Raw genomic sequence first — 22,143 nt, forward strand, 5'->3', positions numbered from 1 at the left:
TCCCCGCGGCTCCCTGAACGTCTTGCTCCAACAGCACTTTGCCCGCCCTTCGAGGCGGGCTTTTTCTACCAATTCGCTGCTCTCAATGTTAGTCTGCTAATTGGCGCCATGGGCTGAACCAATCCTGGGTTCACCTCCTTGCGATGTCCATGGCGCCATCTTCCCTTATAGGACTCCTTGCTTATTACCGCTCTCCGAGGCGGGTTTTCTGTATCTGCCCACCTGACCCCGCCCTGAGCGGGATTTTTTGTGTCTGAAAATCCTTTGGTGCATACGCACTTACCCTTCCCGTGCATAAAAATATGCATCCATGCATTGACAGCAAATGCATCCATGCATATTCTGGAAACCGTCACAGGGCAAAACGCCCACCCGAGCTGCAGGGAGCAAGACGCAGTCAGCGTTCTTTAACAATTTGAGATCCCTTCCCCGCTGAGGAAAAAGCGGGCACCTGCCTTCACCGACGGCTGCCAGTAGCAGGTCGGTGACCTACGGGGCCAGATGCAGGCAGGTGGACACGTCGATCCCGAGCGGGTCGCCAAGGAAAGTGCGGTGGGAGCCGTAACTCTTTGGTGGAGCGCTGGCAGCGCTGGGTGGAAACGAGCCCACGGCGTGTCATGAGGACAGCCCATTGCTGAGGCAGTGGGCATCCGCCTAGCGATTCTGTGAGTCGTTAGGCGGATGGCCAACAGGAGGAATCGCCATGAGCGAAGCACAGCAAGAATCACGACTGAGCATCAGCGTGGACCCGAGCACGATCATTCCGGAGTACCGGGAGCGGGTGGCGCTACTGATAGATACCTGGGCCATTCAGAGCAGCAACCCAGTTGAGCCGGCGCATTTATTCGAGCTGGCCCATGAGGTACGAAACCTGCGAAGCGAGGCTGAGGGCGAGCCCTCTGAGTCGAGCGACCCACAACCCGGAGGGTTCACGCCCGACGATGTAGTGGCCCGCCGCTGCGTTGCCAAACTGCTGAAGGAGTGGAGCGACAAGCTGATTCGAGCCAAGAGGCTTGAGGCGGAAGCAAAACGCCTCCGCCATGAAGCTGATCAAGAGGAGGGTGAAGTCTTTTCTCTTATGGATCGCTATTACTAGGAAGCAGGCGCCAGGAACCAGCTTACTTGCTCCACCTGAGAGACCAGCACAAAGCTTCCAGGGACAATGCTATCGGCCATCGCCCGAGTCTCGTCCCTAACGTCATCGGCGGAGAAAGATTTGGTTGCCATGTACTCCGCATCAGGCAGGCGGTACATACGGCCATCCGTGCCCTGCGCCTCGCGCTTATACCCTCTTGCCTTCATCTTCTCGTGAAGCATTTCGTAGTGCTCAGCGCTCGCTGAGTGCATTTCGACTCGGACAACAAAGTTCGGCATATCAACCTCTTTCGCTACGCGATGTGTGGAAACTTCAGCGTAGCGCGAAGCGCGCCACCTGTGCAGTGGTGGGACAGCCGGGAGAGACCGGCATCGCAATGTATCCGAGAGCGTCCTGGTTCTGCCTGCTGATCACAGGATGGCCGCGTGGATGTTCGGCGTTTAGCGGCGTCGGAGGAAGCGAGGTTGAGCCGACTGACGGACACCGCCAGGGCGCTCTACGGATGCACAACGACAGGAGAGCACGACATGGAGCATATCGAGACAGGAATGCTGGAGAGCACTCAGGCAGCGCCCAGTCAGTTCGAGCGTTGGGCGGTCAATGCCGAGCGCATCCTGGGTCACGACCTTGATGGCACTGAATGGATCGACGGCTATTCGATTGATGGTGCGCGAGACGCTTGGCGTGCAGGCGCTACGCCTGCCGAGTACGCCGCTCAAGTTCACGCCGCGCCCCGGGCGTAGAGGAGGAGAGCATGGGTGATCGCTATCAGGACATGACGTGCGATGCATGCGGGAAAACCTACAACACCGCATGGGAAGGCGTGACAACAAATCTCGACCGAGAGCTATGCGGGGAATGTAGCTGGTCAGGCGAACGCCTGCTGGAAAACGAATTCATCCCCGACTGAGCACCACGCGATCCGCTGCGCAGTGCGGCCCATAGCGCCGGCAGACGCTGAGAATATCTGCCCATCGGAGAGGGTTCTGTTGCCTTTCGGGGCTGTAGTGCGGGCCAACCGGAGTCCCGCATCCATGACAAGCCGGATGCTAGCCGACAGGTCGCGCAACTGATCGGTGAAGCCACAAAGCCGGAAGCAGAATCCTCCCCGATGCACCCGCATCCCGGCGAGAGCCGGTCATCGATCCCTGCTTGCCGCCTCCGGGCGGCTTTTTTGACCCCGAGAGGAGGGCGACATGGAACCGAATCTTCGAGAGCGGCGAGCCCGGGTCATCGAAGCCCGCCGCCAAGCCCGAGCGAAGGGCAAGATCATCAAGGCGCCCGAGCGGCCCATCATCGGCTGCCGCTGGACCGAGCCGAAAGACCCGGCCAACGCGGCCCGGGCTGCTGATTTCTCCCGGCGCTGGCATGGCCAGGCCGAGCCGCTGATCCAGCTCTATAGGTGACGACATGAACATGGACATCAATCTCCATGGCATCGAGCGAATAACTCTTGTGGGCGTTCGCGAGGGGCGCACGCCGGGCGGCGTGTATTACACGGCCACCCTCACCATCGAAGGTCGAGACGGGGAGACGAGCACGCTGACGCTGTTCGCTGACGACCCCGAGAGCCTGGCAATCGACTACCGGGAACGGCAGGAGGCGGCATGAACATCGCGCACATCGGCACTGACACCATCGCTCCGCGATTCTCTCATCTTCACCCGGAGGCACTTGACGAGCGCGACCGTCGCGAATCAGCGATGCGGGAGTGGGTCGAGTCGTATGTTGACGACTGGGCAGACGGCGACCTCTACGACAGCGGCACGACGTACAGCGGCCCGCAAGAGGCGTTCATCGAGCGTTATCCATCCGCTCTGGCTGAGCTGATGCAGGCATTCCGCTCCGGCGATAACGAGCAGATACGGCACGCAGGCGAGAGGGTAGGGCGGGCGATGGAGCAGATCGTCAGAGAGCAGGCCGAGAAGGCCGCATAAAGAAGCCCGCTCCTGCGGGTAACAGGAGCGGGCCGGAAAGATTCGCACCCAACGAATCATAAGAAGTATAGCTCATGGACCAAATCGCGCACAGCAGCAGGAGGCGCAATAGACGAATAGATCAACGCCGCATAAAGAAGGCCCACTCCTGCGGGTACAGGCACAGGAGCGGGCCGGGCGATCCATGGAAGTAGATCACTGAGGAGTATAGACCATGACTCAGGACACTGACCATCTGGCGCTATGGCATCAGGTGGAGAAAACACCGACGAACGTGGTGAAGCAGGCCAACGTCAACGGCCAGCAGATCACCGCGATCGACACCATGCACATGATCCGGCTGGCCACTCAGGTCTTCGGCCCGATGGGCCTGGGCTGGGGGTATCAGATCGAGGAGGAGCGCTACGACCAGGGCGCCCCGATCCTCGACCCACAGACCGGAGAGGTGAAGGCCTATGAGCTGACGCACACCGTCCGCCTCCTGCTCTGGTACCGCTGGCAAGGCGAGAAAGGTGAAGTGACCCAGTTCGGCCACACCCGGGCGGTCTATCGCACGAACAAGGGCTCCTGGATGACTGACGGCGAGGCGCCCAAGAAGTCGGTATCGGACGCCATGAAGAAGTGCCTGTCGCTGCTCGGCTTCGCTGCCGACATCTTCACCGGCATGTTCGACGACCAGGATTACCGGGCCGCCCGCGAGGCCGAGACTCGGATTGCCCAAGCCGAAGACGCCGACGCCGAGATCGAGCGCTATCGCCAGGAGTATCAGGACTGGCTGAGCCGTGAGTGCGACACCCTGCGCAACAAGATTCCTCACCCTCGCAGCATCCAGCTTGCCGCCGAACGCATCCTCCAGCGCGTGCCGGATAAGGCCAGCATGGCCCGAGTCGATGGCAGCAAAGGCGCCGCCATGATCCAGAAGGCTGCCGAGGAAGGCATCGAGCGCGCCAAAGCAGAACGTCAACAGCAGAACGAACAGGAGGCCGAGAGCCATGGGTAATGCCGCCGAACAACTGCAAAACGCTCCGCAGCCCTACGCCGCTGAGCTGGTCGAACTCGACAACGCCGAGCAGCAACTGGCCGATCTGAAATCGAAATACGGCACCGTGCCGGATTACTCCACCAAGGATGGCTACAAAACCGGTAAGCAGGCCATCCAGGCGTTGACCAAGATGCGTACCGCCACCGACAAAGCCCGCCTCGCGATCACCAAGCCCCACCGCGATTTCATCGAGAAAGTGAATCAGCGTGCCAAGGGCTTGATCGGCGAAGTCGAGCAATTGGAGGCCCCGCACCGGGAAGCCAAACGCGAAGTGGATGAGGCCGAGCAGCGCGCCAAGGAGGAGCGCATCGCCCGGCTTCGCGAGCGGTTGTCCAAGGAAGTCACCAGTTACCTCGACACCGCTGAGGGGCTCGACTCCACCAGCCTGGCTGGCCTGATCGACGAGGCCGAAGCCATCGACACTGAGGGCTATTTCGACGTCACCAAGGAAGCCGAGGACGAGAAGGCCCGGGTGCTGGCCACTCTGCGTGAACGACACGCCGCTGCCCTCGAGCGTGAGCGTCTGGCCGCCGAGCGCGAGGAGATCGAGCGGGAACGTGCGGAGCTGGAACGCCTGCGCGCCGCGCAAGCGCAGGCCGAGATGCCCGCTCCTGCCCCCGGCGATGTTGCCTCTGCCGGCGGCACCGTGTTCAGCCAGGAAGACTCCGCCGACTGGGATGGTCTCGACAATGCGCTGCAGGACGTGCCGGCCGCCGACCCGTTCGGTGAAGCCCTGGAGGATCTGCAGTCCGCAGGGCTCGACGCCAGCCAGGCCGTCGATGTGCTGTCGGCCATTCAGCGTGGCGACATCCGTCACGTCAGCCTGCAGCAGTAACCCGCCCGGGGCCGGCAAGGCCCCGCCAGGAGATAGATCATGTGGTTCCGCAACCTACACTTGTACCGCCTACACGACGCGCCCGGGTTGGACGACGCCTACCTCGAGGGGTTGCTGGCCGCCCAGGCCTATCGTCCCCTCGGCGGCAACGAGGCTCGACGCATTGGCTGGTGCCCACCCGCTGGCCGGGCTGGCACCCAGCTCTGCCACGAGGCCAACGCCCAGCGGCTGCTGACGGCTGTGCGACAGGAACGCCTGCTGCCCTCCGGCGTGGTGCGCGAAGAAGTCGAGGAACGCGCCGAAGCCCTTGAGGCCGACGAAGGCCGCAAACTGCGCCGCCAGGAAAGGCTCACCCTCAAGGAGCAAGTCTACGAGGAGCTGCTACCCCAGGCCTTCGTGCGTAGCACGAGGATCGATCTGTGGTGGGACACCCGACGCGGACTGATCGGCATCAACACCAGCAGCCGCAAGCGTGCCGAGGAAGTGCTCGATCTGCTGCGCGAGACGCTGGGCAGTCTGCGTGTCACCCCGCTGGCCACCAACATCCTGCCCATGCGGGCCATGACCAGTTGGCTCAGCGACCCGGGCACACGGCCCGCCGAGATGGAGATCGGCGACACAGTGGAGCTCAAGGCCAAGGGCGATGATGGCGTGATCCGAGGCCGGCAACTCGACCTGGATAGCGACGAGATCCATAGCCACCTGGAATGCGGTCGTCAGGCCAGCAAGCTCGCCTTGGGCATCGAGAGCATGATCCGGTTCGTTCTCCACGACGACCTGACCATCAAATCAATCAGGTTCGACGACGCGGTGATTGACGAGGCTGCCCAGCAGGACGATGGCGACGACCCCGTTGCTCGCCTCGAGGCTGACTTCACGATCATGACCCATGTTCTCGGCGTCACCGTCGACACCTTGCTCCAGTGGTTGGGTGGCGAAGCCCAGGCTGGTGCCGACTTCCCCTCAGCAGCATAGGAGGCCCCATGGCCCGAGGCATCAACAAGGTCATCCTGATCGGCAACGTCGGCCAGGATCCCGAGATCCGCTTTACCCAGTCCGGTACGCCAGTCGGCAACATCAACCTCGCCACCAGTGACACCTGGACCGACAAGCAGAGCGGGCAGCGCCAGGAGCGCACGGAATGGCATCGCCTGATCGTCTTCCGCCGCCTTGCCGAGGTCGCGCAGCAGTACGTCCGCAAGGGATCGAAACTCTACGTCGAGGGGCGACTGCAGACACGGAAGTGGCAAGACCAGAGCGGTCAGGATCGTTACGTCACGGAGATCATCGTCAACGATCTGCAGATGCTCGACTCCCGGCAAGGGCAGCCACAGGGCAATGCCCAGGCTCAGCAGCAGCCCTCACAGAACGGCTACTTCGACCAGCAACGGCAGTACCAGCAACAACAGACCGCGCCGCCGAATCCTCCTGGCGGGGGCGACTTCGACGACGAGATCCCATTCGCTCCCATGCACCCGCTGATGGGCGGCTGACACCACCGACACCCACCGCCCGGCCTCGTCGGGCTTTCTTTTGAATGGCCGCGCTGCCCGACGCGGTATCAGTATCGGGCTTACCGCAGGCGGTCTTCGGGCAGCAATAAAGGCCGTCAGCCCGCTGGCCTCCGCCTCCTTTGTCTCTATCCGCGCACTGCAATGGGCGGACGAGTCTACTGCACAGCAGCAGGAGGCAGGGCGGGCCGTGCGCCGCGACGAGATAGCGGCATTAAACTTTGTAGCCGCGCCTTGGTCACGGTGATTTTGGAAGATAAGCTTTGGGGAACTAACATCAACCAAAGCGCATGAGGGCAACAATGCCAGTAAGGATCCCCGGAGTCAGAGGTAAAGGCGGGGCTAGTCCTGCCGACTTAATACTGGAGCACATAGAGCTTTGCAGGGAAAATGTAAAGACAATAGAAAGGATAGCAACACACCAAAAGAAAAGGGAGATGAGAAATGAGATCAACAAAAGAATACGAGCATGCAACAATTTGCTTGGCATGACATCCGGGTCTCGCCGGTTTGGGCACATCTACCGAGAAACTGATCTACAAAAAGGGGAAAAGCTGGTGTCAGAGCATGTTATACCAGTTTCTGAACTAACATCCTTGTATGAAAATGGTGTTCCTTTGGAAGAGCTTATATTCTACCCAATAGCATTGATCTCCAATGCATCAAATACTTTGCTAAATAAAAGAGGGTTGAATAGGTCGCGAAAGGATCGCTCAAAGCCATTCAGCAGATATTTAGAGGCTGGAATAAAAGTAGAGTCGCATCTTGGTCGTGAAGTGGAAACAAAAACATGGGGGATGGCCGATCATTGGGATTTGATAAATAAAACCCCAGAGTTAGCAAATATCATGGATGCAGTATATTCTCGTTCCTTATCTCACAAAAGTCACTAAAAAGTTTTCACCATAATGGGCCTCCTATCCGGTGTTCTTTTCATGCCAGGAAGAAAGCCATGATCCGCCGCCAAGCGCAGAGCCCGGCGGCGGGCGAAGTGGCTGGGTCAGGGCTGATCCAGCTTGTCAGACACTTTCTGCTTCAGGTGCTTGATCGCTTCCTCATCGGATATGTCAGGAACAGCGATATGCAGAATGCTTAGATTCTCACCTTCAGTAGAATCGGCGCCCATCCGCATCATGTACATCTCGTCCCGATCAGCCCATAGCCGAATGGAGCGATCGACATTATCGCCTTCAGCAACAGGCCCGTCCTCTGGGGTCGCATAGATGATATTGAAGCCCTCCAAATTCATCTCATCGAACTCTTCCGGTGAGACTGTTTTAGCGCCCGTGAACACGTTCATGGCATAGCCCTCGCGCTGGCAGGAACCCTAACACTAGCCGGGCGGGCAACTCCCGTCCAATAGCCACCCAAGACCACCACCCGGTGGCCTTTTTCATGCCAAGGAGAGACGCATGACCAGCCTGAACCTGTTCGGCCACGAATTGGTGGTCGATAACTTCGCCGGCGGTGGCGGTGCCAGCGAGGGCATCGAGCAGGCCCTGGGGCGGCCGGTGGATCTCGCCATCAACCATGACCCGACAGCCATCGCCGTGCATACCGCGAATCACCCGGACGCCGAGCACAGCGTCGCCGATGTGTGGGATGTCGACCCAGCGGAGGCCGTCCATGGCATGCCGGTGGGGCTTGCCTGGTTCTCTCCTGACTGCCGGCATCACTCCAAGGCCAAGGGCGGGCGCCCGGTCAGCAAGAGTGTGCGGGGCCTGGCCTGGGTAGCTGCTCGATGGGCGGCAAAGGTGAAGCCGCGGGTGATTGCACTGGAGAACGTCGAGGAATTCCTCGACTGGGGCCCGCTGATGAAGGACGCCAAGGGCCGCATCGTCCCGGACCCCGCACGCAAAGGGCAGACATTCCGGGCGTTCGTCCGCGCCCTGGGCCGCCACGGCTACCAGGTGGACTGGAAAATCCTGCGCGCCTGTGACTACGGCGCTCCGACCATCCGGCGTCGGCTTTTCCTGGTTGCTCGGCGCGACGGCCTGCCCATCGTCTGGCCCAAGCCGACGCATGCCGATCCGGCCACCCCGGCCGTTCGACGGGGCAAGCTCAAGCCCTGGACCACCGCTGCCGAGTGCATCGACTGGAGCATCCCTTGCCCCTCGATATTCGACCGGCCGCGCCCGTTGGCCGACGCCACCTTGCGGCGGATCGCCAAGGGCGTGATGCGTTTCGTAGTGGAGGCCGGAGAGCCGTTCATCGTACCCATCGCCAACTACGGCAACGGATCGGAACTGGTGAACGCAACCAGCGAGCCATTGCGCACGGTCACCGCCTGGCCGAAGGGCGGCAGCTTTGCTCTGGTGGCGCCAAGCCTGGTGCAGACCGGCTACGGGGAGCGCGCCGGACAGGCGCCGCGCACCCTCGACATACAGCGTCCGCTCGGCACCGTGGTCGCGGGTGGTCAGAAGCACGCTCTGGTCTCAGCCTTCCTAGCCAAGCACTACGGCGGCGTGGTTGGCGCCGACCTCCGCAAGCCACTGCCGACGATCACCGCGACCGACCACAATGCCCCGGTAGCCGTGAGCCTGCTGAACCTCAAGGGCAGCGAGCGCGGTGGTCGAGATCCGCGGCATCCCATACCCACTGTCTGCGCCGGCGGCACTCACGCCGCGGCGGTGGCCGCCTTCCTGGTGAAGTACTACGGGAGAGGCATCGGTCAGGAGTGCAGTGATCCGCTGCACACCATGCCCACCCGCGACCGCTTTGGCTTGGTCACCGTCACGATCGAGGGCGAGCAATACGCCATCGTCGACATCGGCATGCGCATGCTCCAGCCCCATGAACTCGCCGCCGCCCAGGGCTTCCCCGATGGCTACCAATTCGCCGAGGCAGGCGGTCGCGCTGTGCCCAAGTACCAGCAGGTGCGCCTGATCGGCAACAGCGTCTGCCCACCGCTGGCCCGCGCCATCGTCGAGGCCAACTTCACGCACGAGCGTCAATACATGCCGGCACCCAAGGAGGCTGCATGACCACATCATTCAGACCATCCCTAGCCCCGGTCCACCCACCGGGCTGCCGCGCCCGGCTCAATACGCGCTATCAGCTCGAGATGCTGCGCTGGCGACTGCCGATGCCGTTCACGATGCCGGACCTCAGCCGCTGCATTGCCAGCCGAGGCGGTCAAGCCGAGCGTCACTCGGCTGTGTTGGCCGAGGCGACGATCCGAGACTGGATCAGGAAAGGCTATATCGCGACCGCCGGCCAGATCGGCGGGCTTCCGAGCTACAGGAGGACATCATGAGCATCGATCCCGAACAACTGCTGAAGCTGGCCAAAGATCGCCACGGCCCCGCCGGCGTCACCCTGGGCTGGCCGATGGTCATCAATATCGTCGACGAGCTGCGGAGGTTGCAGTGGGAGCGCGAGGCGCTGGCGTCTCTGGCAACAGAGCGAGCCCAATTCATTCTGAACGCCGTTGAGCTTGGCTATTGCCAACTGCCGGACAGCGACACGCCGGACAGCGCGCACGACACATACGAAAGGTGCAAGCTGGCGGATAGCGAGTCCGTCGCCTGTCAGGATGCTGCTATCAGAGCAGAGGGGGCGCGATTGGCAGCAAATGCCGTCCGCGGCCTAACAGAAGTCAACCGGCATCGCGTCGCTGATTACCTGGAGAAATTCGCTGATGAGTTGCGCTGCCAATCCGAGGAGGCCCCATGCTCATCTACATCGCCATCGGCATCCCCATCGGTGTCGTGCTGACGCTGGGAGCGGAGTGGGCGCTGTTCGCAGCAGGCGCCCGGAAGATGAATAGCAGAGGGGAGGAGGAGTGATGGACGCCAAGCAGGACCATGAGCGAATGTGCGCCGCCTTCGATGAGTGGGTTAAGGACGAGAACACGCACTGGCTCAGCGAACACGATGCCGCCTACCAGGGATTCATGGCGGCATGGGAGATGCGTTCGGATGAGATGGCGGGCCTACGCGAAACCGCCCGCCTGGCAGAGCGCTTCGCCCGGGCCAAGGGTCGATACCATAGCGAGCATTCCTCGTGCGATCTCATGGAGCGCTTTGGTGTTCCGTGCGTGAGGCCGGGTGATGAGCCGGAGATGGTCAAGTGCGCTTGCGGCGATACGTACCCGCCGGACAGCTACGGCGCCGGCTTCATGGCCGCCAATGGCGGGGTCTGCGAGAACTGCGACATGATGAATGGAGGTGGCAATGGCTAGCGTGAAGCTGATCGCGAACTACGTGGCCGTGGCGCTATCTTGTGTCGCGGCCTTTTTGTTCATGGGCGGTTACGGGGTATGGGATTGGACGCTACTGATCGGTACATTTGCCGTGATGAAGTTGGCCGGATGGAGTGACTGGCCCTGGGGGCAAGGATGAGGGTGATTCAACAAGCAGCACTGAGCATAGCCGCCGCGGTCTTGGCGTGGGCGATCTTCGGGTTCATTGCTTGGCAATGGGATGCCTCTGAGTGGGCAGGATTTACAAGAGCGCTGGCGGCTGGATTCTGGATAGTCAGTACGATTCTGATTGTGAATGGGTCGAGGTGGCCATGACTGATCTGATAACTCGCGCAGCGATCTACAGCCGAGCCGCGCACCAAGCTGTGGGGCAGCGCCGCAAGTACACCGACGAGCCTTATCACCTACATCCGGCCGCGGTAGCCACGACGGTGGAAAGTGTTGGTGGAACCACGGCCATGATCGCAGCAGCTTATCTCCACGATGTCGTGGAAGACACGCATGTCACGTTCAGAGCTCTTGCGCACGAATTTGGCCCGGCGGTGGCCGACTACGTCTACGAACTGACGGATCAGTTCACCGATCCTGCCCAAGGCAACCGGGCACACCGCAAAGCAATGGAGCGCGATCGGTTGGTCCGGATCAGCCCTGAAGCTCAGACCATCAAGTTGGCCGACTTGATCGACAACACGATGAGCATTGTGGAGCGCGATCCTGACTTTGCCAGGGTCTACATGGCGGAGAAACGGGAGTTGCTGAGAGTGATGCGGGCTGGTAACGAACACTTGCTCCGGATAGCTGACGCATCCGTCGCTACCTACTACGGGAGGCGTGATGCAGAAGCCTCGGATGCGTGAGCAGCGCAGCGATACCCGATAACAGCCGCCACCAGGGCGGCATTTTTGTATCTGGAGGTAGGGATGGAGATTCCAGACGAAGCCGTGGAGCGCTTCCATACCAAGTACCGGCTGAATCCCGCGACGGGCTGTTGGGAATGGACCGATGCGCTCAGTTCGCGCGGCGGCTACGGGCGGCTCAAGGTCGGCAGGGTGGCAGTCCGGGCTCATCGGGCATCGTATCTGATCCATAAAGGCCCGATCCCCGAGGGCCTGGTGGTCTGTCACACCTGCGACAACCCGGCCTGCGTCAATCCTGACCACCTCTGGCTGGGCACCCATATGGACAACACGCAGGACATGATGACCAAGGGTCGCGGCAAGTTCCCGGGGCACAAGGGCGAGATCAACCCGCGTGCCATCCTGACGCGCCGCAAGGTCGAGAAGATCATCCAGCGAATCACGGAAGGGCAGACCAACAAGCGGATTGCCATCGAGTTTGGCGTCTCGCACGCCACGGTCAGCCTGATCCGACGCGGGAGGATATGGACCGACGTGCCACGACCCGACGATCCAGCGTTTGCCCACTACGCAGCACTCAAGGCCGCCAACAAGGCGGCCTCTTAGTTTCCGGGAGGTCGATATGGAGCTGGTACTATCACGCAAGGAGGTGAGGGAGCTGACAGGCTGCGCCCAGCGTGCCAGGCAGCGACAGCACCTCGACGCCATGGGAATCCCTTACGTGGTGAGGGCGGACGGCTGGCCGGTCATTGACCGGCAGGCCTACCATCAAGCAATGGGATGCGAGGCGGCGAACGACGCCGGACACCCGAAAGCAGTGTTGAACCTGGAGGCCTTGGACGGATGAGCAAGCTCCCCTCGCGCTGGGCGTGGAAGCATGGCGCGTACTATTACCGCCCGCGTCAGCACGAGCGGGCCGCCTTCGACAACAAAAGCTGGTTCCGCCTGGGCGAGAGTTATACTGAGGCCCTGCGCGCCTTTGCGGATCGCATGGACATTCAGACGGGCGACAAGCTGGAGGAGCTGATCGATCGCTACACGGTCGAGGTACTGCCGACGCTGAGTTATAGCGCCCAGAACAACTACCGGCAGAGCCTGAGAAGGCTGCGCCCGACCATGGGTTCGAACCCCGTGGCAGTGATCGTGCCGCGACTGGTCTACCAGTACATGGACGAGGTGCAGCGCCGTAAGTCGATGCATCTGGCGAACCAGGACTTGAAGGTGCTGAATCGCGTGCTCGATTTCGCCGTCCGGTGGGGCGTCATCGATCGCCATCCCATCAAGGGGCTGGTGAAAGCCTATGGGAAGCGAGACGGACTTCGGAAAGGGCGGGACAGATACGTTGAGGACTGGGAGCTGGCAGCGTGGCAGACTGTAGCGACGCGGCAACAGCGGGCGTTCGCGGCCATCATCCTGCTGACCGGCATCCGCAAGTCGGATTGCCTGCGGCTGATGGAGAACCATGTGGGCGAGAATACGCTGACGGTGCAGGTGGCCAAGACAGGCAATAGTATCGACTTCGTTCTGACCGACGCACTGCGTGCCGCCATCGCCGAGGCGAGATCCTGCAAACCCAAGCTGTCGCTTTACCTGCTTCCGAACCGTCGAGGCCGCTGCTATGTCAATGAAGACGGTCTGACCCAGACCTGGGACGGCAGGTGGCGGGCCACCATGGACAAGGCGCTGGAAGCGACGGATCTTGAGCATGCCTTTACGCAGCATGACCTGCGGGCGAAAGTGGGATCGGATGCCGAGAATGACGCCAGGGCGCAAGAATTGCTCGACCATACGAGCGTGGCTGTTACCCGTCAGCATTACCGGCGGAAGCGCCAAGCGATCAAGCCAGTGAAGTAGAGATTGTGAGACACCTTGCATATCGTGAGACACAGGATGACGCAAATGTCGGAATTCAAAGGATTATTCGAAGGCGAGGTGTTCCATGTGTGAACTGCTCGGCATGAGCGCCAATGTGCCCACCGACATCTGTTTCAGTTTCTCCGGATTCCTGCATCGCGGCGGCGGCACCGGGCCGCATCGCGATGGCTGGGGCATCGCCTTCTACGAAGCCGGTGGTTATCGCGATTTCCGCGATCCCCATCCGTCGGTCGACTCGCCGATCGCGCGCTTGATCTGTGACTATCCGATCAAGTCCCATGTCGTCATCAGCCACATCCGTCAGGCCAACGTCGGGCAGGTGCGGCTGGCCAACACCCATCCCTTCACCCGCGAGATGTGGGGGCGCCCATGGTGCTATGCCCACAATGGCCAGCTCAGTCACGAGTGGAAGCAGTTGCCGCTGTCGTTCTATCAGCCCGTGGGCGACACCGACAGCGAACATGCCTTCTGCTGGCTGATGGGCGAGCTGCGTCGCGCCTTCCCCGAGCCGCCGACGGATCGGGACGCCCTGTGGCGTTACCTGCATGAGCTGTGCGAGCACCTGCGGACGTTCGGTGTCTTCAATCTGCTGCTGGCCGATGGCGAGTCTCTCTACACCTACTGCTCGACCAAGCTGGCGCACATCACCCGGCGGGCGCCCTTCGGCCGGGCGAGCCTTTCCGATGCCGAACTGGCAGTGAACTTCGCCGAGCACACCACGCCCAACGATGTAGTGTCGATCATCGCCACCGAACCGCTCACCGACAATGAGGACTGGGTACGCATGGAACCCGGCGAGTTGCTGGTCTGGCGCGATGGCGAGATTCAGGGTCGCTATCAAACGTAAGTTTCAATCGTCTGTTTTACTGCCGGTTCATGCTGGTATAGGGTAGTCCCAGAATAACAAAGGCCGACCCCAGGGTCGGCGCGAATCGTGGAGAACGCCATGAACGAGCACGCCAACCCGGCCATTCTCAATGGCCCCGAGATGGAAGGCACCGGTGACTACACTTCGGTGCTGGATGTCTTTCACGCCAGCGTCGAGCGCTTCGCCGACAACATCGCCTTTAGCTGCATGGGACAGACGCTCAGCTATGCCGAGCTGGATCGCCTTTCCGGCGACTTCGCCGCCTGGCTGCAGCACGAGACGAGCCTCGAGCCCGGCGACCGTATCGCCATCCAGCTTCCCAATACGCTGCAGTTCCCCGTGGCGGTCTTCGGCGCCCTGCGGGCCGGCCTGGTGGTGGTCAATACCAATCCCCTGTACACCGAGCGGGAAATGGCCCACCAGTTCAAGGACTCGGGGGCACGGGGCATCGTCATCCTGGCCAATATGGCCGACAAGCTGGAGCGGGTGCTGGAGCGTACCGACATCGAGCACCTGGTGGTGACCGAGCTCGGCGATCTGCACAGTTTCCCCAAGCGTCAGTTGATCAATGCCGTGGTCAAGTACGTCAAGAAGATGGTGCCGGCCTATGGCCTGCCCCAGGCCGTGCCCTTGCGGCGTGCCCTGCGCCTCGGTGCCGGCCTGGAGCATCGCGAGGCGAGTCGGGGCGCCGACGATATCGTGGCCCTGCAGTATACCGGCGGTACCACGGGGCTGGCCAAGGGCACCATGCTGACCCATGGCAACCTGGTGGCCAACATGCTTCAGGCGCGTCAGGCCATCGGCAAGGGCCTGCGCGAGGGCGGCGAGACCATCATCGCGCCCTTGCCCGTCTACCATATCTACACCTTCACGGTGAATTGCCTGTTCATGCTGGAGACGGGCAACCACTCGGTGCTGATCACCAACCCCCGCGACCTGGATGCCTTCGTCAAGGAGCTGAAGTCGCTCGATTTCTCCGGATTCGTCGGTCTCAACACCCTGTTCAATGCCCTGTGCAATCGTGAGGATTTTCGTGCCCTGGACTTCTCGTCGCTGAAGCTGACCATTTCCGGCGGCATGGCCTTGACCAAGGCGGCGGCCCAGCGCTGGGAGGAGGTGACCGGCTGTGCAGTGGCGGAGGGCTATGGCCTGACCGAAACCTCGCCCATCGTCAGCTTCAATCCGATCGACGCCATTCAACTCGGCACCATCGGCAAGCCGGTAGCCGGCACTGAGGTGAAGGTGGTGGATCTCGAGGGCAACGACCTGCCCTTCGGTGAGGCCGGCGAACTCTGCGTGCGTGGCCCCCAGGTGATGAAGGGCTACTGGAATCGCGACGATGAAACCGCCAAGGCGATCGATGCCGACGGCTGGTTCCATACCGGCGATATCGCCAAACTGCAGGACGACGGCTATATCCGCATCGTCGATCGCAAGAAGGACATGATCCTGGTGTCCGGCTTCAACGTGTATCCCAACGAGATCGAGGATGTGGTGGCCATGCATCCCGGTGTGGTGGAATCCGCCGCGGTGGGCGTGCCGGACGAGGAGAGCGGCGAGGCGATCAAGCTGTTCGTGGTGGCCAAGGACCCCGAACTCGATGCCGAGACCCTGCGCCGCTGGTGCAAGAAGGAACTCGCCGCCTACAAGGTGCCGCGCCAGGTCGTGTTCCGCGACGAACTGCCGAAGACCAACGTCGGCAAGGTGCTGCGCCGCCAGTTGCGTGACGAGGATGGCGAAAGTTCGTGAGCGTTGTGGTAGTGGCTCCGGGGCTTGTCCCCGGGGCCGCTCGGCAGAGCCGACGGCGATAGCTCCGGGGTCGGTCCGGCTCGATTAGGCGACGCACCCGGCGGGGCGTTACAATTCTCCCGCCAACGATCACCGGAGTCATCGAGCCATCGTGAGTAGTAGCCCCCAGACCGACCAAGCCGCCGACGCTTCCCGAACCGATCTCGATGCCCTGAAGGCTCTGCAGGGCGAGCTCGATGGCGTTCAGTCGCGGGATGCCCCGCGTTTGCACAAGCGCCTCGCCGGCTTGACCCGACGCATCCGCCAAGGCAAACCCGTGGATCGCGGACTTGCCGAGATACGCCGCGAGATCGAGCGGTCGCGCGGCAAGGTCGAGGCTCGCGCCGCGCGTCCGGTGCACCTGGACTATCCCGCCGAGCTGCCGGTTTCCGAACGGCGCGAGGACATCCTCGCGGCCCTGCGTGACCACCAGGTCGTGGTGGTGGCCGGCGAGACCGGTTCGGGCAAGACCACCCAGTTGCCCAAACTGTGCCTGGAGCTCGGGCTCGGTCAGCGTGGCCTCGTCGGTCATACCCAGCCGCGGCGGCTGGCGGCGCGCTCCGTGGCGACCCGCCTGGCCGAGGAGATGCAGGTGCCGCTCGGCGAGCAGGTCGGCTATCAGGTGCGCTTCACCGACCAGACGGCGGAGGCCACCCGGGTCAAGCTGATGACCGATGGCATCCTGCTGGCCGAGACGCGCAACGACCCGGACCTGTCCCGCTACGAGGCGATCATCATCGATGAGGCGCACGAGCGCAGCCTCAACATCGATTTCCTGCTCGGCTATCTCAAGCGCTTGCTGTCGCGCCGCCCCGATCTCAAGGTGATCATCACCTCGGCGACCATCGATGTGGAGCGTTTCGCCGCGCATTTCGCCACCGAGGATGCCGAGGGCAAGACGCGACCGGCGCCGGTGGTGGAAGTCTCCGGGCGAGCTCATCCGGTGGAGGTGCGTTATCGCCCGCTGATCCGCGACGAGGAAGACGAGGAGGACCGCACCCTTCAGGAGGGCATCCTGCACGCGGTGGAAGAGATCGAGACCATCGAGCGCGAGAAGCGCTGGTTCCATGGGCCTCGCGACATTCTGGTGTTCCTGCCCGGCGAGCGCGAGATTCGCGAGACCGCCGATACCCTGCGCCGCGCCGATCTGCGCGACACCGAGATCCTGCCGCTCTATGCGCGGCTTTCCAATGCCGAGCAGAACCGCGTCTTCGCGCCCCACAAGGGGCGACGCATCGTGCTGTCGACCAATGTCGCCGAGACCTCGCTCACCGTGCCGGGCATCCGCTACGTGATCGATCCGGGGCTGGTGCGCATCAGCCGTTACAGCTACCGGGCCAAGATCCAGCGCCTGCCCGTGGAGCCGATCAGCCAGGCCAGTGCCAATCAGCGCAAGGGCCGCTGCGGGCGTATCGCGGAGGGCGTGTGCATCCGTCTCTACGATGAGGAGGATTTCCTGGGGCGTCCGGAATTCACCGATCCGGAGATCCGGCGTACCAACCTGGCCTCGGTGATCCTCTCGATGCTGTCGCTCAAGCTCGGTGACATCTCGGCCTTTCCCTTCGTCGATCCACCGGACTCGCGGTTCGTCACCGACGGCTTCCGCCTGCTGTTCGAACTCGGCGCGGTGGATGGCGGGCAGCGCCTCACGCCCATGGGCAAGCGTCTGGCGCGCCTGCCCATCGATCCCCGCCTGGCGCGCATGCTGCTGGCCGGTGCCGAGCAGGGCGGCTTGCGCGAGGTGCTGATCGTGGTTTCGGCACTGGCCACCCAGGATCCTCGGGAACGGCCGGCCGACAAGCGCGAGGCCGCCGATCAGGCGCATCGGCGCTGGCAGGATGCGGATTCCGACTTCGTGGCACTGCTCAACCTCTGGAACGGCTTCGAGGCCGCCAGGGACGAGCTGTCCGGCAATCGCCTGCGCCGCTGGTGCCGCGATCACTACCTGAACTATCTGCGACTGCGGGAGTGGCACGACACCTTCCGTCAGCTTCGCCAGTTGCTGCGCGACATGGATATCGAGGTGCCGGCCAAGCCCTCGGAACCGGCCGCCATTGCCGATGACAAGGCGGATGACGAAGCCACCCGGCAGGCACGCCGCGAGAATGCCGCACGCTTACACAAGGCGCTGCTGCCGGGGCTGCTGTCGCATCTGGGCCAGTTTCTCGAGAATCGCGAATATCTGGGCGCGCGCAACCGCAAGTTCATGATTCACCCCGGCTCGGGGCTGGCGAAGAAGACGCCCAAGTGGCTGATGGCCTTCGAGCTGGTCGAGACCTCGCGACTGTTTGCCCGCACCGTGGCACGCATCGATCCGCAATGGATCGAGCCCGCGGCCGAGCATCTGGTCAAGCGCAGCTACAGCGAGCCGCACTGGGAGATGAAGCGCGCCCAGGTGGTGGCTTTCGAGCAGGTGACCCTGTTCGGCCTGCCGATCGTTGCGCGTCGGCGAGTCCATTACGGCCCCATTGCGCCGCAGGAATCCCGGGAGCTGTTCATTCGCCGGGCGCTGGTCGAGGGCGAGTTCAAGACGCGCGGCGAGTTCTTTGAGCATAACCGGGCGCTGATCGAAGAGGTCGAGGACCTCGAGGACCGGGCCCGCAAGCGTGACATCCTGGTCGACGAAGAGGCGCTGTTCGACTTCTACGATGCGCGGATTCCCGAGGATGTCGTCAACGGCAAGGGGTTCGAGGCCTGGCGCAAGAAGGCCGAGCGCGACGATCCCGATATCCTCAAGTTCGATCGCCAGGCGCTGTTCGCCCGTCAGGCCGAGGAAGTCACCGAGGCGGACTACCCCGACGAACTCTCGCTGGGTGGGGTGCGTTATCCGCTGAGCTATCATTTCGCGCCCGGCGCCGAGGACGACGGCGTGACGCTGACCGTGCCGGCGGCCATGCTGCCGCAGTTGCCCGCGGGGCGTCTGGAGTGGCTGGTACCGGGACTGCTGCGCGAGAAGTGCATCAGCCTGCTCAAGTCTCTGCCCAAGGCCATGCGCCGCCAGGTGGTGCCGATTCCGGACTGGGTGGACGCCGCCCTGCAGACCATGACCCCGGACGATATGCCGCTCACCGAGGCGCTGGGGGAATTCCTGCGCCGCAAGACCGGCGCGCGTCCGCATCCCGACGACTGGCGGCTCGATCAGCTCGAGCCCCATCTGGTCATGAACCTGCGGGTGGTCGATCATGAAGGGCGGGAGCTCGGACAGGGGCGCGATGTCCGCGAGCTCGAGCGACGCTTCGAAGAAGCGGCGGGGCAGGGCGCCCAGGCACTGGCAGAACAGACCAGCGAAGGACGCGCGCTCGATAGCCTGCCGGAGACGGCGCTTCCCGAATCCCGGGTGACCACCCAGGCGGGCATCCGCGTCGAGGCCTTCCCGGCGGTGGTGCCGCGCGGCGATGCTCTGGACGTCGAACTCTTCGATCATCCCGACAAGGCACGGGAAGCGCATCGTCGGGGCGTGGTGTGGGCCGCCATGGCACGCCTGCCCGATCAGGCCAGGGCCATCGAGCGTCTTGGCGGCATGAAAACCTGCGCCTTGCTGTTCACCAAGGTCGGCAGCAAGCGCCAGCTCAGCGACGATGTCGTGGCGGCGGCCTTCCGCCAGGTCGTGGCGGTGGACCCGCTGCCACGCTCGGCGGATGAGCTCGAGCAGCGGCTGTCGGCTTGCCGTGCAGATCTGGTGCCGAAGGCGGAGGCGTTGCTGGCCACCCTGGAACGAGCCCTCGAGGGGCACCTGGCGGTGACCAAGGCGTTGAAGGGTAATCTCAACCTGTCTCTGGCGCTGGTTTACAGTGATTTAAAAGCACAAATGCAGCGTCTGGTGCATCCTGGCTTTGTCAGCGAGGCGGGCGAGTGGCTAGAGGAGTATCCTCGTTACATGGAAGCCGCGCGGATTCGCCTGGAGAAGGCACCGCGGGAACGCATGCGCGATCAGATGCACATGCAGGAGATACAGGATTTCGAGGCGCGCCTGGCCGCGCGACGCGAGAGCGAGCGACGCGGCGAGGTGGAAGACCCGGCACTGGTCGAGTTCGGCTGGTGGATCGAGGAATTGCGGGTCTCGCTGTTTGCCCAGCAACTGGGCACCAGAATGCCGGTGTCGGCCAAGCGCCTTGAAAAGCGCTGGGCGGAGATCACCGGACGCGGCTGAGGCGCGGCCATGAGCCGCAGAAAGGGAGAATTGCATGACCCGAGTGGTGATCACCGGCACGGGGCTCTTCACACCGGCACAGGCGATCGACAACGCCGCCCTGGTGAAGACCTTCAACACCTGGGTGGAAGCCGAAAATGCCCGTTGGGCCGAGGCCATCGCCGCGGGCGAGCGGGAGCCGCTGCAGCCGTCCAGCGAGGACTTCATCGTCAAGGCCTCGGGCATTCACAGTCGCTATGTGCTGGATGCCGAGGGTATCCTCGACCCCGAACGGATGCGGCCGAACCTGCCGGCGCGTGACGACGATGCGCTTTCCATCCAGGCCGAGATGGGCGTTGCCGCGGCCAACGAGGCCCTGCAGGCCGCCAAGGTGGCGGCTGCCGATATCGACCTGGTGATCGTCGGCTGCTCCAACCTGGAGCGTGCCTATCCGGCCGTGGCGGTGGAGCTACAGGCTGCACTGGGTGCCGGTGGCCATGCCTACGACATGAACGTGGCCTGTTCGTCGGCCACCTTCGCCATCGATGCCGCAACCAATGCCATTCGCGCCGGCTCGGCCAGCCGCGTGCTGGTGGTCAGCCCCGAGATCTGCTCGGCGCACCTCAACTTTCGCGACCGTGACAGTCACTTCATCTTTGGCGACGCCTGTACGGCCATCGTGCTGGAAGACGAGGCCCTGGCCACCGCCGAATCCCGCTTCGAGGTGCTCGGCACGCGACTGGTGACGCGTTTTTCCAATGCCATTCGCAATAACGCGGGCTTTCTCAATCGGGTCACCGACAGCGATCCGCTGGGCGCCGACAAGCTGTTCGTCCAGGAAGGGCGGCGAGTGTTCAAGGAAGTCTGCCCGCTGGTCGCGGCCTTGATCGGCGAGCACCTGGCGAGCCTTTCGCTGGGCGGTGACGATCTGTCGCGCCTGTGGCTGCACCAGGCCAACCGCCACATGAACGACCTGATCGCGCGTCGCGTGCTGGGGCGGGATCCTACGCCGGAAGAGGCACCGATCATTCTCGACCGCTATGCCAACACCAGCTCGGCCGGTTCCATCATCGCCTTTCACCTGCATCGCGGTGACCTGGCGGCGGGAGCCCTGGGGGTGGTGTGTTCCTTCGGCGCGGGCTACAGTGCCGGCAATGTCGTGGTGCGTCGCTGCTGACTGCAAGGGATATAGACATGATGTGTAGGGAGACCGCAGAGTCAATGAATCGACCATCCACGCAATCCGTTCCGGGTCTTGGGCGAGTCCTGCTGGCGGGGCTGGCGCTCGCCGCGCTGTCCGGTTGTGCCACGACATCGGGCGGTACCGAGGCGAATCCCGAAGACCCCTGGGAGGGCTTTAACCGTGGTGTCTTCGCCTTCAACGACACGCTCGACCGCTATGCCCTGAAACCGGTAGCGCAGGGTTATCACTTCGTGACACCGGACCCGGTGGAGACCGGCGTGGGCAATTTCTTCTCGAACCTCGGCGAGATTCGCACCACGCTCAACAGCCTGTTGCAGGGCAAGGGCGCCAATGCCGGCGCCTCCACGGGACGTTTCCTGATCAACTCCACCGTGGGCGTGCTCGGGATCTTCGATGTGGCGTCACACATGGACCTGACGGCCCGGGAGGAGGATTTCGGGCAGACCCTGGCTGTCTGGGGGGTGGATTCCGGGCCTTACCTGGTGCTGCCCTTCCTGGGGCCGAGCACCGTGCGTGACACCGGTGGCCTGCCGGTGGATTTCTACACCTATCCGGTGACCTATGTCGAGGACGATACGGTGCGCTACTCGCTGACCGGGTTGCGGCTCGTCGATACCCGGGCGGGACTGCTCGACCAGGAAGACCTGATCCGCGGCGATCGCTACAGCTTCATCCGCGACACCTGGCTGCAGCGCCGACGCTTCGAGGTCAGCGATGGAGAACTGGGGGAGGACCCCTTCGCCAGCGATGGTTTCGATCTGGAAGGCACCGACTTCGACGATGCCTTCGCCGAATGA

General features: G+C 62.9%; 27 protein-coding genes. 25 read left to right on the forward strand and 2 right to left on the reverse strand.

Annotation, left to right across the window (positions count from 1 at the left end; all coding sequences use genetic code 11):
- Positions 1-703: 703 nt before the first annotated feature.
- Positions 704-1,096: a hypothetical protein gene (locus HELO_RS06015; protein WP_041601952.1), complete on the forward strand. Its 393-nt coding sequence runs from the start codon at positions 704-706 to the stop codon at positions 1,094-1,096.
- On the opposite strand, the gene HELO_RS06020 is transcribed toward HELO_RS06015, so the two are convergent.
- Positions 1,093-1,374 (reverse strand): hypothetical protein, encoded by a 282-nt coding sequence (locus HELO_RS06020; protein ID WP_041601953.1) that lies wholly within the window; start codon positions 1,372-1,374, stop codon positions 1,093-1,095. The two genes, HELO_RS06015 and HELO_RS06020, sit on opposite strands and share 4 nt — an antisense overlap.
- A gap of 249 nt (positions 1,375-1,623) precedes the next feature.
- Between HELO_RS06020 and HELO_RS06025 the strand changes: the two genes are divergently transcribed.
- From HELO_RS06025 to HELO_RS19105, 10 genes are all read left to right on the forward strand, one after another.
- A complete protein-coding gene (locus tag HELO_RS06025; RefSeq protein WP_049786195.1) occupies positions 1,624-1,839 on the forward strand; it encodes a hypothetical protein in 216 nt (71 codons plus the stop codon).
- An 11-nt stretch (positions 1,840-1,850) separates the two neighbouring features.
- Positions 1,851-2,006, forward strand: coding sequence for a hypothetical protein (locus HELO_RS19100; RefSeq protein ID WP_157953397.1), 156 nt, complete (start codon positions 1,851-1,853; stop codon positions 2,004-2,006).
- Positions 2,007-2,292: 286 nt separating this feature from the next.
- Positions 2,293-2,502 (forward strand): hypothetical protein, encoded by a 210-nt coding sequence (locus HELO_RS06035; protein WP_041601955.1) that lies wholly within the window; start codon positions 2,293-2,295, stop codon positions 2,500-2,502.
- A gap of 4 nt (positions 2,503-2,506) precedes the next feature.
- On the forward strand, positions 2,507-2,707 hold the full coding sequence (locus HELO_RS06040; protein ID WP_013331862.1) for a hypothetical protein: 201 nt from the start codon (positions 2,507-2,509) through the stop codon (positions 2,705-2,707).
- The gene (locus HELO_RS06045; protein WP_041601956.1) at positions 2,704-3,033 is read left to right on the forward strand and encodes a hypothetical protein; all 330 of its coding nucleotides are present in this window, start codon (positions 2,704-2,706) and stop codon (positions 3,031-3,033) included. The genes HELO_RS06040 and HELO_RS06045 overlap by 4 nt, the downstream gene beginning before the upstream one ends.
- 214 nt (positions 3,034-3,247) lie before the next feature.
- Complete coding sequence (locus tag HELO_RS06050) at positions 3,248-4,033, forward strand: Rad52/Rad22 family DNA repair protein (protein ID WP_013331863.1); 786 nt, start codon at positions 3,248-3,250, stop codon at positions 4,031-4,033.
- Entirely contained in the window at positions 4,026-4,910 is an 885-nt protein-coding gene (locus tag HELO_RS06055) for a hypothetical protein (protein ID WP_013331864.1), read from the forward strand. Before HELO_RS06050 ends, HELO_RS06055 begins: the two co-directional genes overlap by 8 nt.
- Positions 4,911-4,949: 39 nt before the next feature.
- Positions 4,950-5,885: a recombination-associated protein RdgC gene (locus HELO_RS06060; protein WP_013331865.1), complete on the forward strand. Its 936-nt coding sequence runs from the start codon at positions 4,950-4,952 to the stop codon at positions 5,883-5,885.
- 8 nt (positions 5,886-5,893) lie between these two features.
- Complete coding sequence (gene ssb, locus HELO_RS06065) at positions 5,894-6,403, forward strand: single-stranded DNA-binding protein (RefSeq protein ID WP_013331866.1); 510 nt, start codon at positions 5,894-5,896, stop codon at positions 6,401-6,403.
- Positions 6,404-6,723: 320 nt separating this feature from the next.
- On the forward strand, positions 6,724-7,314 hold the full coding sequence (locus tag HELO_RS19105) for a hypothetical protein (RefSeq protein ID WP_157953398.1): 591 nt from the start codon (positions 6,724-6,726) through the stop codon (positions 7,312-7,314).
- 107 nt (positions 7,315-7,421) lie between these two features.
- On the opposite strand, the gene HELO_RS06070 is transcribed toward HELO_RS19105, so the two are convergent.
- The gene (locus tag HELO_RS06070; protein WP_041601957.1) at positions 7,422-7,721 is read right to left on the reverse strand and encodes a hypothetical protein; all 300 of its coding nucleotides are present in this window, start codon (positions 7,719-7,721) and stop codon (positions 7,422-7,424) included.
- A gap of 112 nt (positions 7,722-7,833) precedes the next feature.
- Between HELO_RS06070 and HELO_RS06075 the strand changes: the two genes are divergently transcribed.
- From HELO_RS06075 to HELO_RS06140, 14 genes are all read left to right on the forward strand, one after another.
- Positions 7,834-9,405: a DNA cytosine methyltransferase gene (locus tag HELO_RS06075; RefSeq protein WP_013331867.1), complete on the forward strand. Its 1,572-nt coding sequence runs from the start codon at positions 7,834-7,836 to the stop codon at positions 9,403-9,405.
- Entirely contained in the window at positions 9,402-9,677 is a 276-nt protein-coding gene (locus HELO_RS06080; RefSeq protein WP_041601958.1) for a hypothetical protein, read from the forward strand. Before HELO_RS06075 ends, HELO_RS06080 begins: the two co-directional genes overlap by 4 nt.
- Positions 9,674-10,138: a hypothetical protein gene (locus HELO_RS06085; RefSeq protein ID WP_013331868.1), complete on the forward strand. Its 465-nt coding sequence runs from the start codon at positions 9,674-9,676 to the stop codon at positions 10,136-10,138. Before HELO_RS06080 ends, HELO_RS06085 begins: the two co-directional genes overlap by 4 nt.
- Before the next feature lie 70 nt (positions 10,139-10,208).
- Positions 10,209-10,604, forward strand: coding sequence for a hypothetical protein (locus HELO_RS06090; protein WP_013331869.1), 396 nt, complete (start codon positions 10,209-10,211; stop codon positions 10,602-10,604).
- Positions 10,597-10,764 carry a hypothetical protein gene (locus HELO_RS19110; protein WP_157953399.1) on the forward strand — a complete coding sequence of 56 codons (168 nt, stop codon included), beginning with the start codon at positions 10,597-10,599 and terminating at the stop codon, positions 10,762-10,764. The genes HELO_RS06090 and HELO_RS19110 overlap by 8 nt, the downstream gene beginning before the upstream one ends.
- Positions 10,765-10,936: 172 nt before the next feature.
- Complete coding sequence (locus tag HELO_RS06100) at positions 10,937-11,482, forward strand: HD domain-containing protein (RefSeq protein WP_013331870.1); 546 nt, start codon at positions 10,937-10,939, stop codon at positions 11,480-11,482.
- A gap of 63 nt (positions 11,483-11,545) precedes the next feature.
- The gene (locus HELO_RS06105; protein WP_013331871.1) at positions 11,546-12,088 is read left to right on the forward strand and encodes an HNH endonuclease; all 543 of its coding nucleotides are present in this window, start codon (positions 11,546-11,548) and stop codon (positions 12,086-12,088) included.
- Positions 12,089-12,104: 16 nt separating this feature from the next.
- Positions 12,105-12,329 carry a DUF4224 domain-containing protein gene (locus HELO_RS06110; RefSeq protein ID WP_041601960.1) on the forward strand — a complete coding sequence of 75 codons (225 nt, stop codon included), beginning with the start codon at positions 12,105-12,107 and terminating at the stop codon, positions 12,327-12,329.
- Positions 12,326-13,336: a tyrosine-type recombinase/integrase gene (locus HELO_RS06115; protein ID WP_013331872.1), complete on the forward strand. Its 1,011-nt coding sequence runs from the start codon at positions 12,326-12,328 to the stop codon at positions 13,334-13,336. Before HELO_RS06110 ends, HELO_RS06115 begins: the two co-directional genes overlap by 4 nt.
- A gap of 85 nt (positions 13,337-13,421) precedes the next feature.
- Entirely contained in the window at positions 13,422-14,204 is a 783-nt protein-coding gene (locus HELO_RS06120; protein WP_013331873.1) for a class II glutamine amidotransferase, read from the forward strand.
- A 99-nt stretch (positions 14,205-14,303) separates the two neighbouring features.
- The gene (locus HELO_RS06125; protein WP_013331874.1) at positions 14,304-15,974 is read left to right on the forward strand and encodes an AMP-binding protein; all 1,671 of its coding nucleotides are present in this window, start codon (positions 14,304-14,306) and stop codon (positions 15,972-15,974) included.
- Between the two features lie 151 nt (positions 15,975-16,125).
- Positions 16,126-20,163, forward strand: a complete 4,038-nt coding sequence (hrpA, locus tag HELO_RS06130) for an ATP-dependent RNA helicase HrpA (RefSeq protein WP_013331875.1) — start codon at positions 16,126-16,128, stop codon at positions 20,161-20,163.
- A gap of 34 nt (positions 20,164-20,197) precedes the next feature.
- Positions 20,198-21,319, forward strand: a complete 1,122-nt coding sequence (locus tag HELO_RS06135) for a beta-ketoacyl-ACP synthase III (protein ID WP_013331876.1) — start codon at positions 20,198-20,200, stop codon at positions 21,317-21,319.
- Positions 21,320-21,363: 44 nt separating this feature from the next.
- Positions 21,364-22,143, forward strand: a complete 780-nt coding sequence (locus HELO_RS06140) for an MlaA family lipoprotein (RefSeq protein ID WP_041601961.1) — start codon at positions 21,364-21,366, stop codon at positions 22,141-22,143.

This window comes from Halomonas elongata DSM 2581 (assembly GCF_000196875.2).
GTDB lineage: Bacteria > Pseudomonadota > Gammaproteobacteria > Pseudomonadales > Halomonadaceae > Halomonas > Halomonas elongata.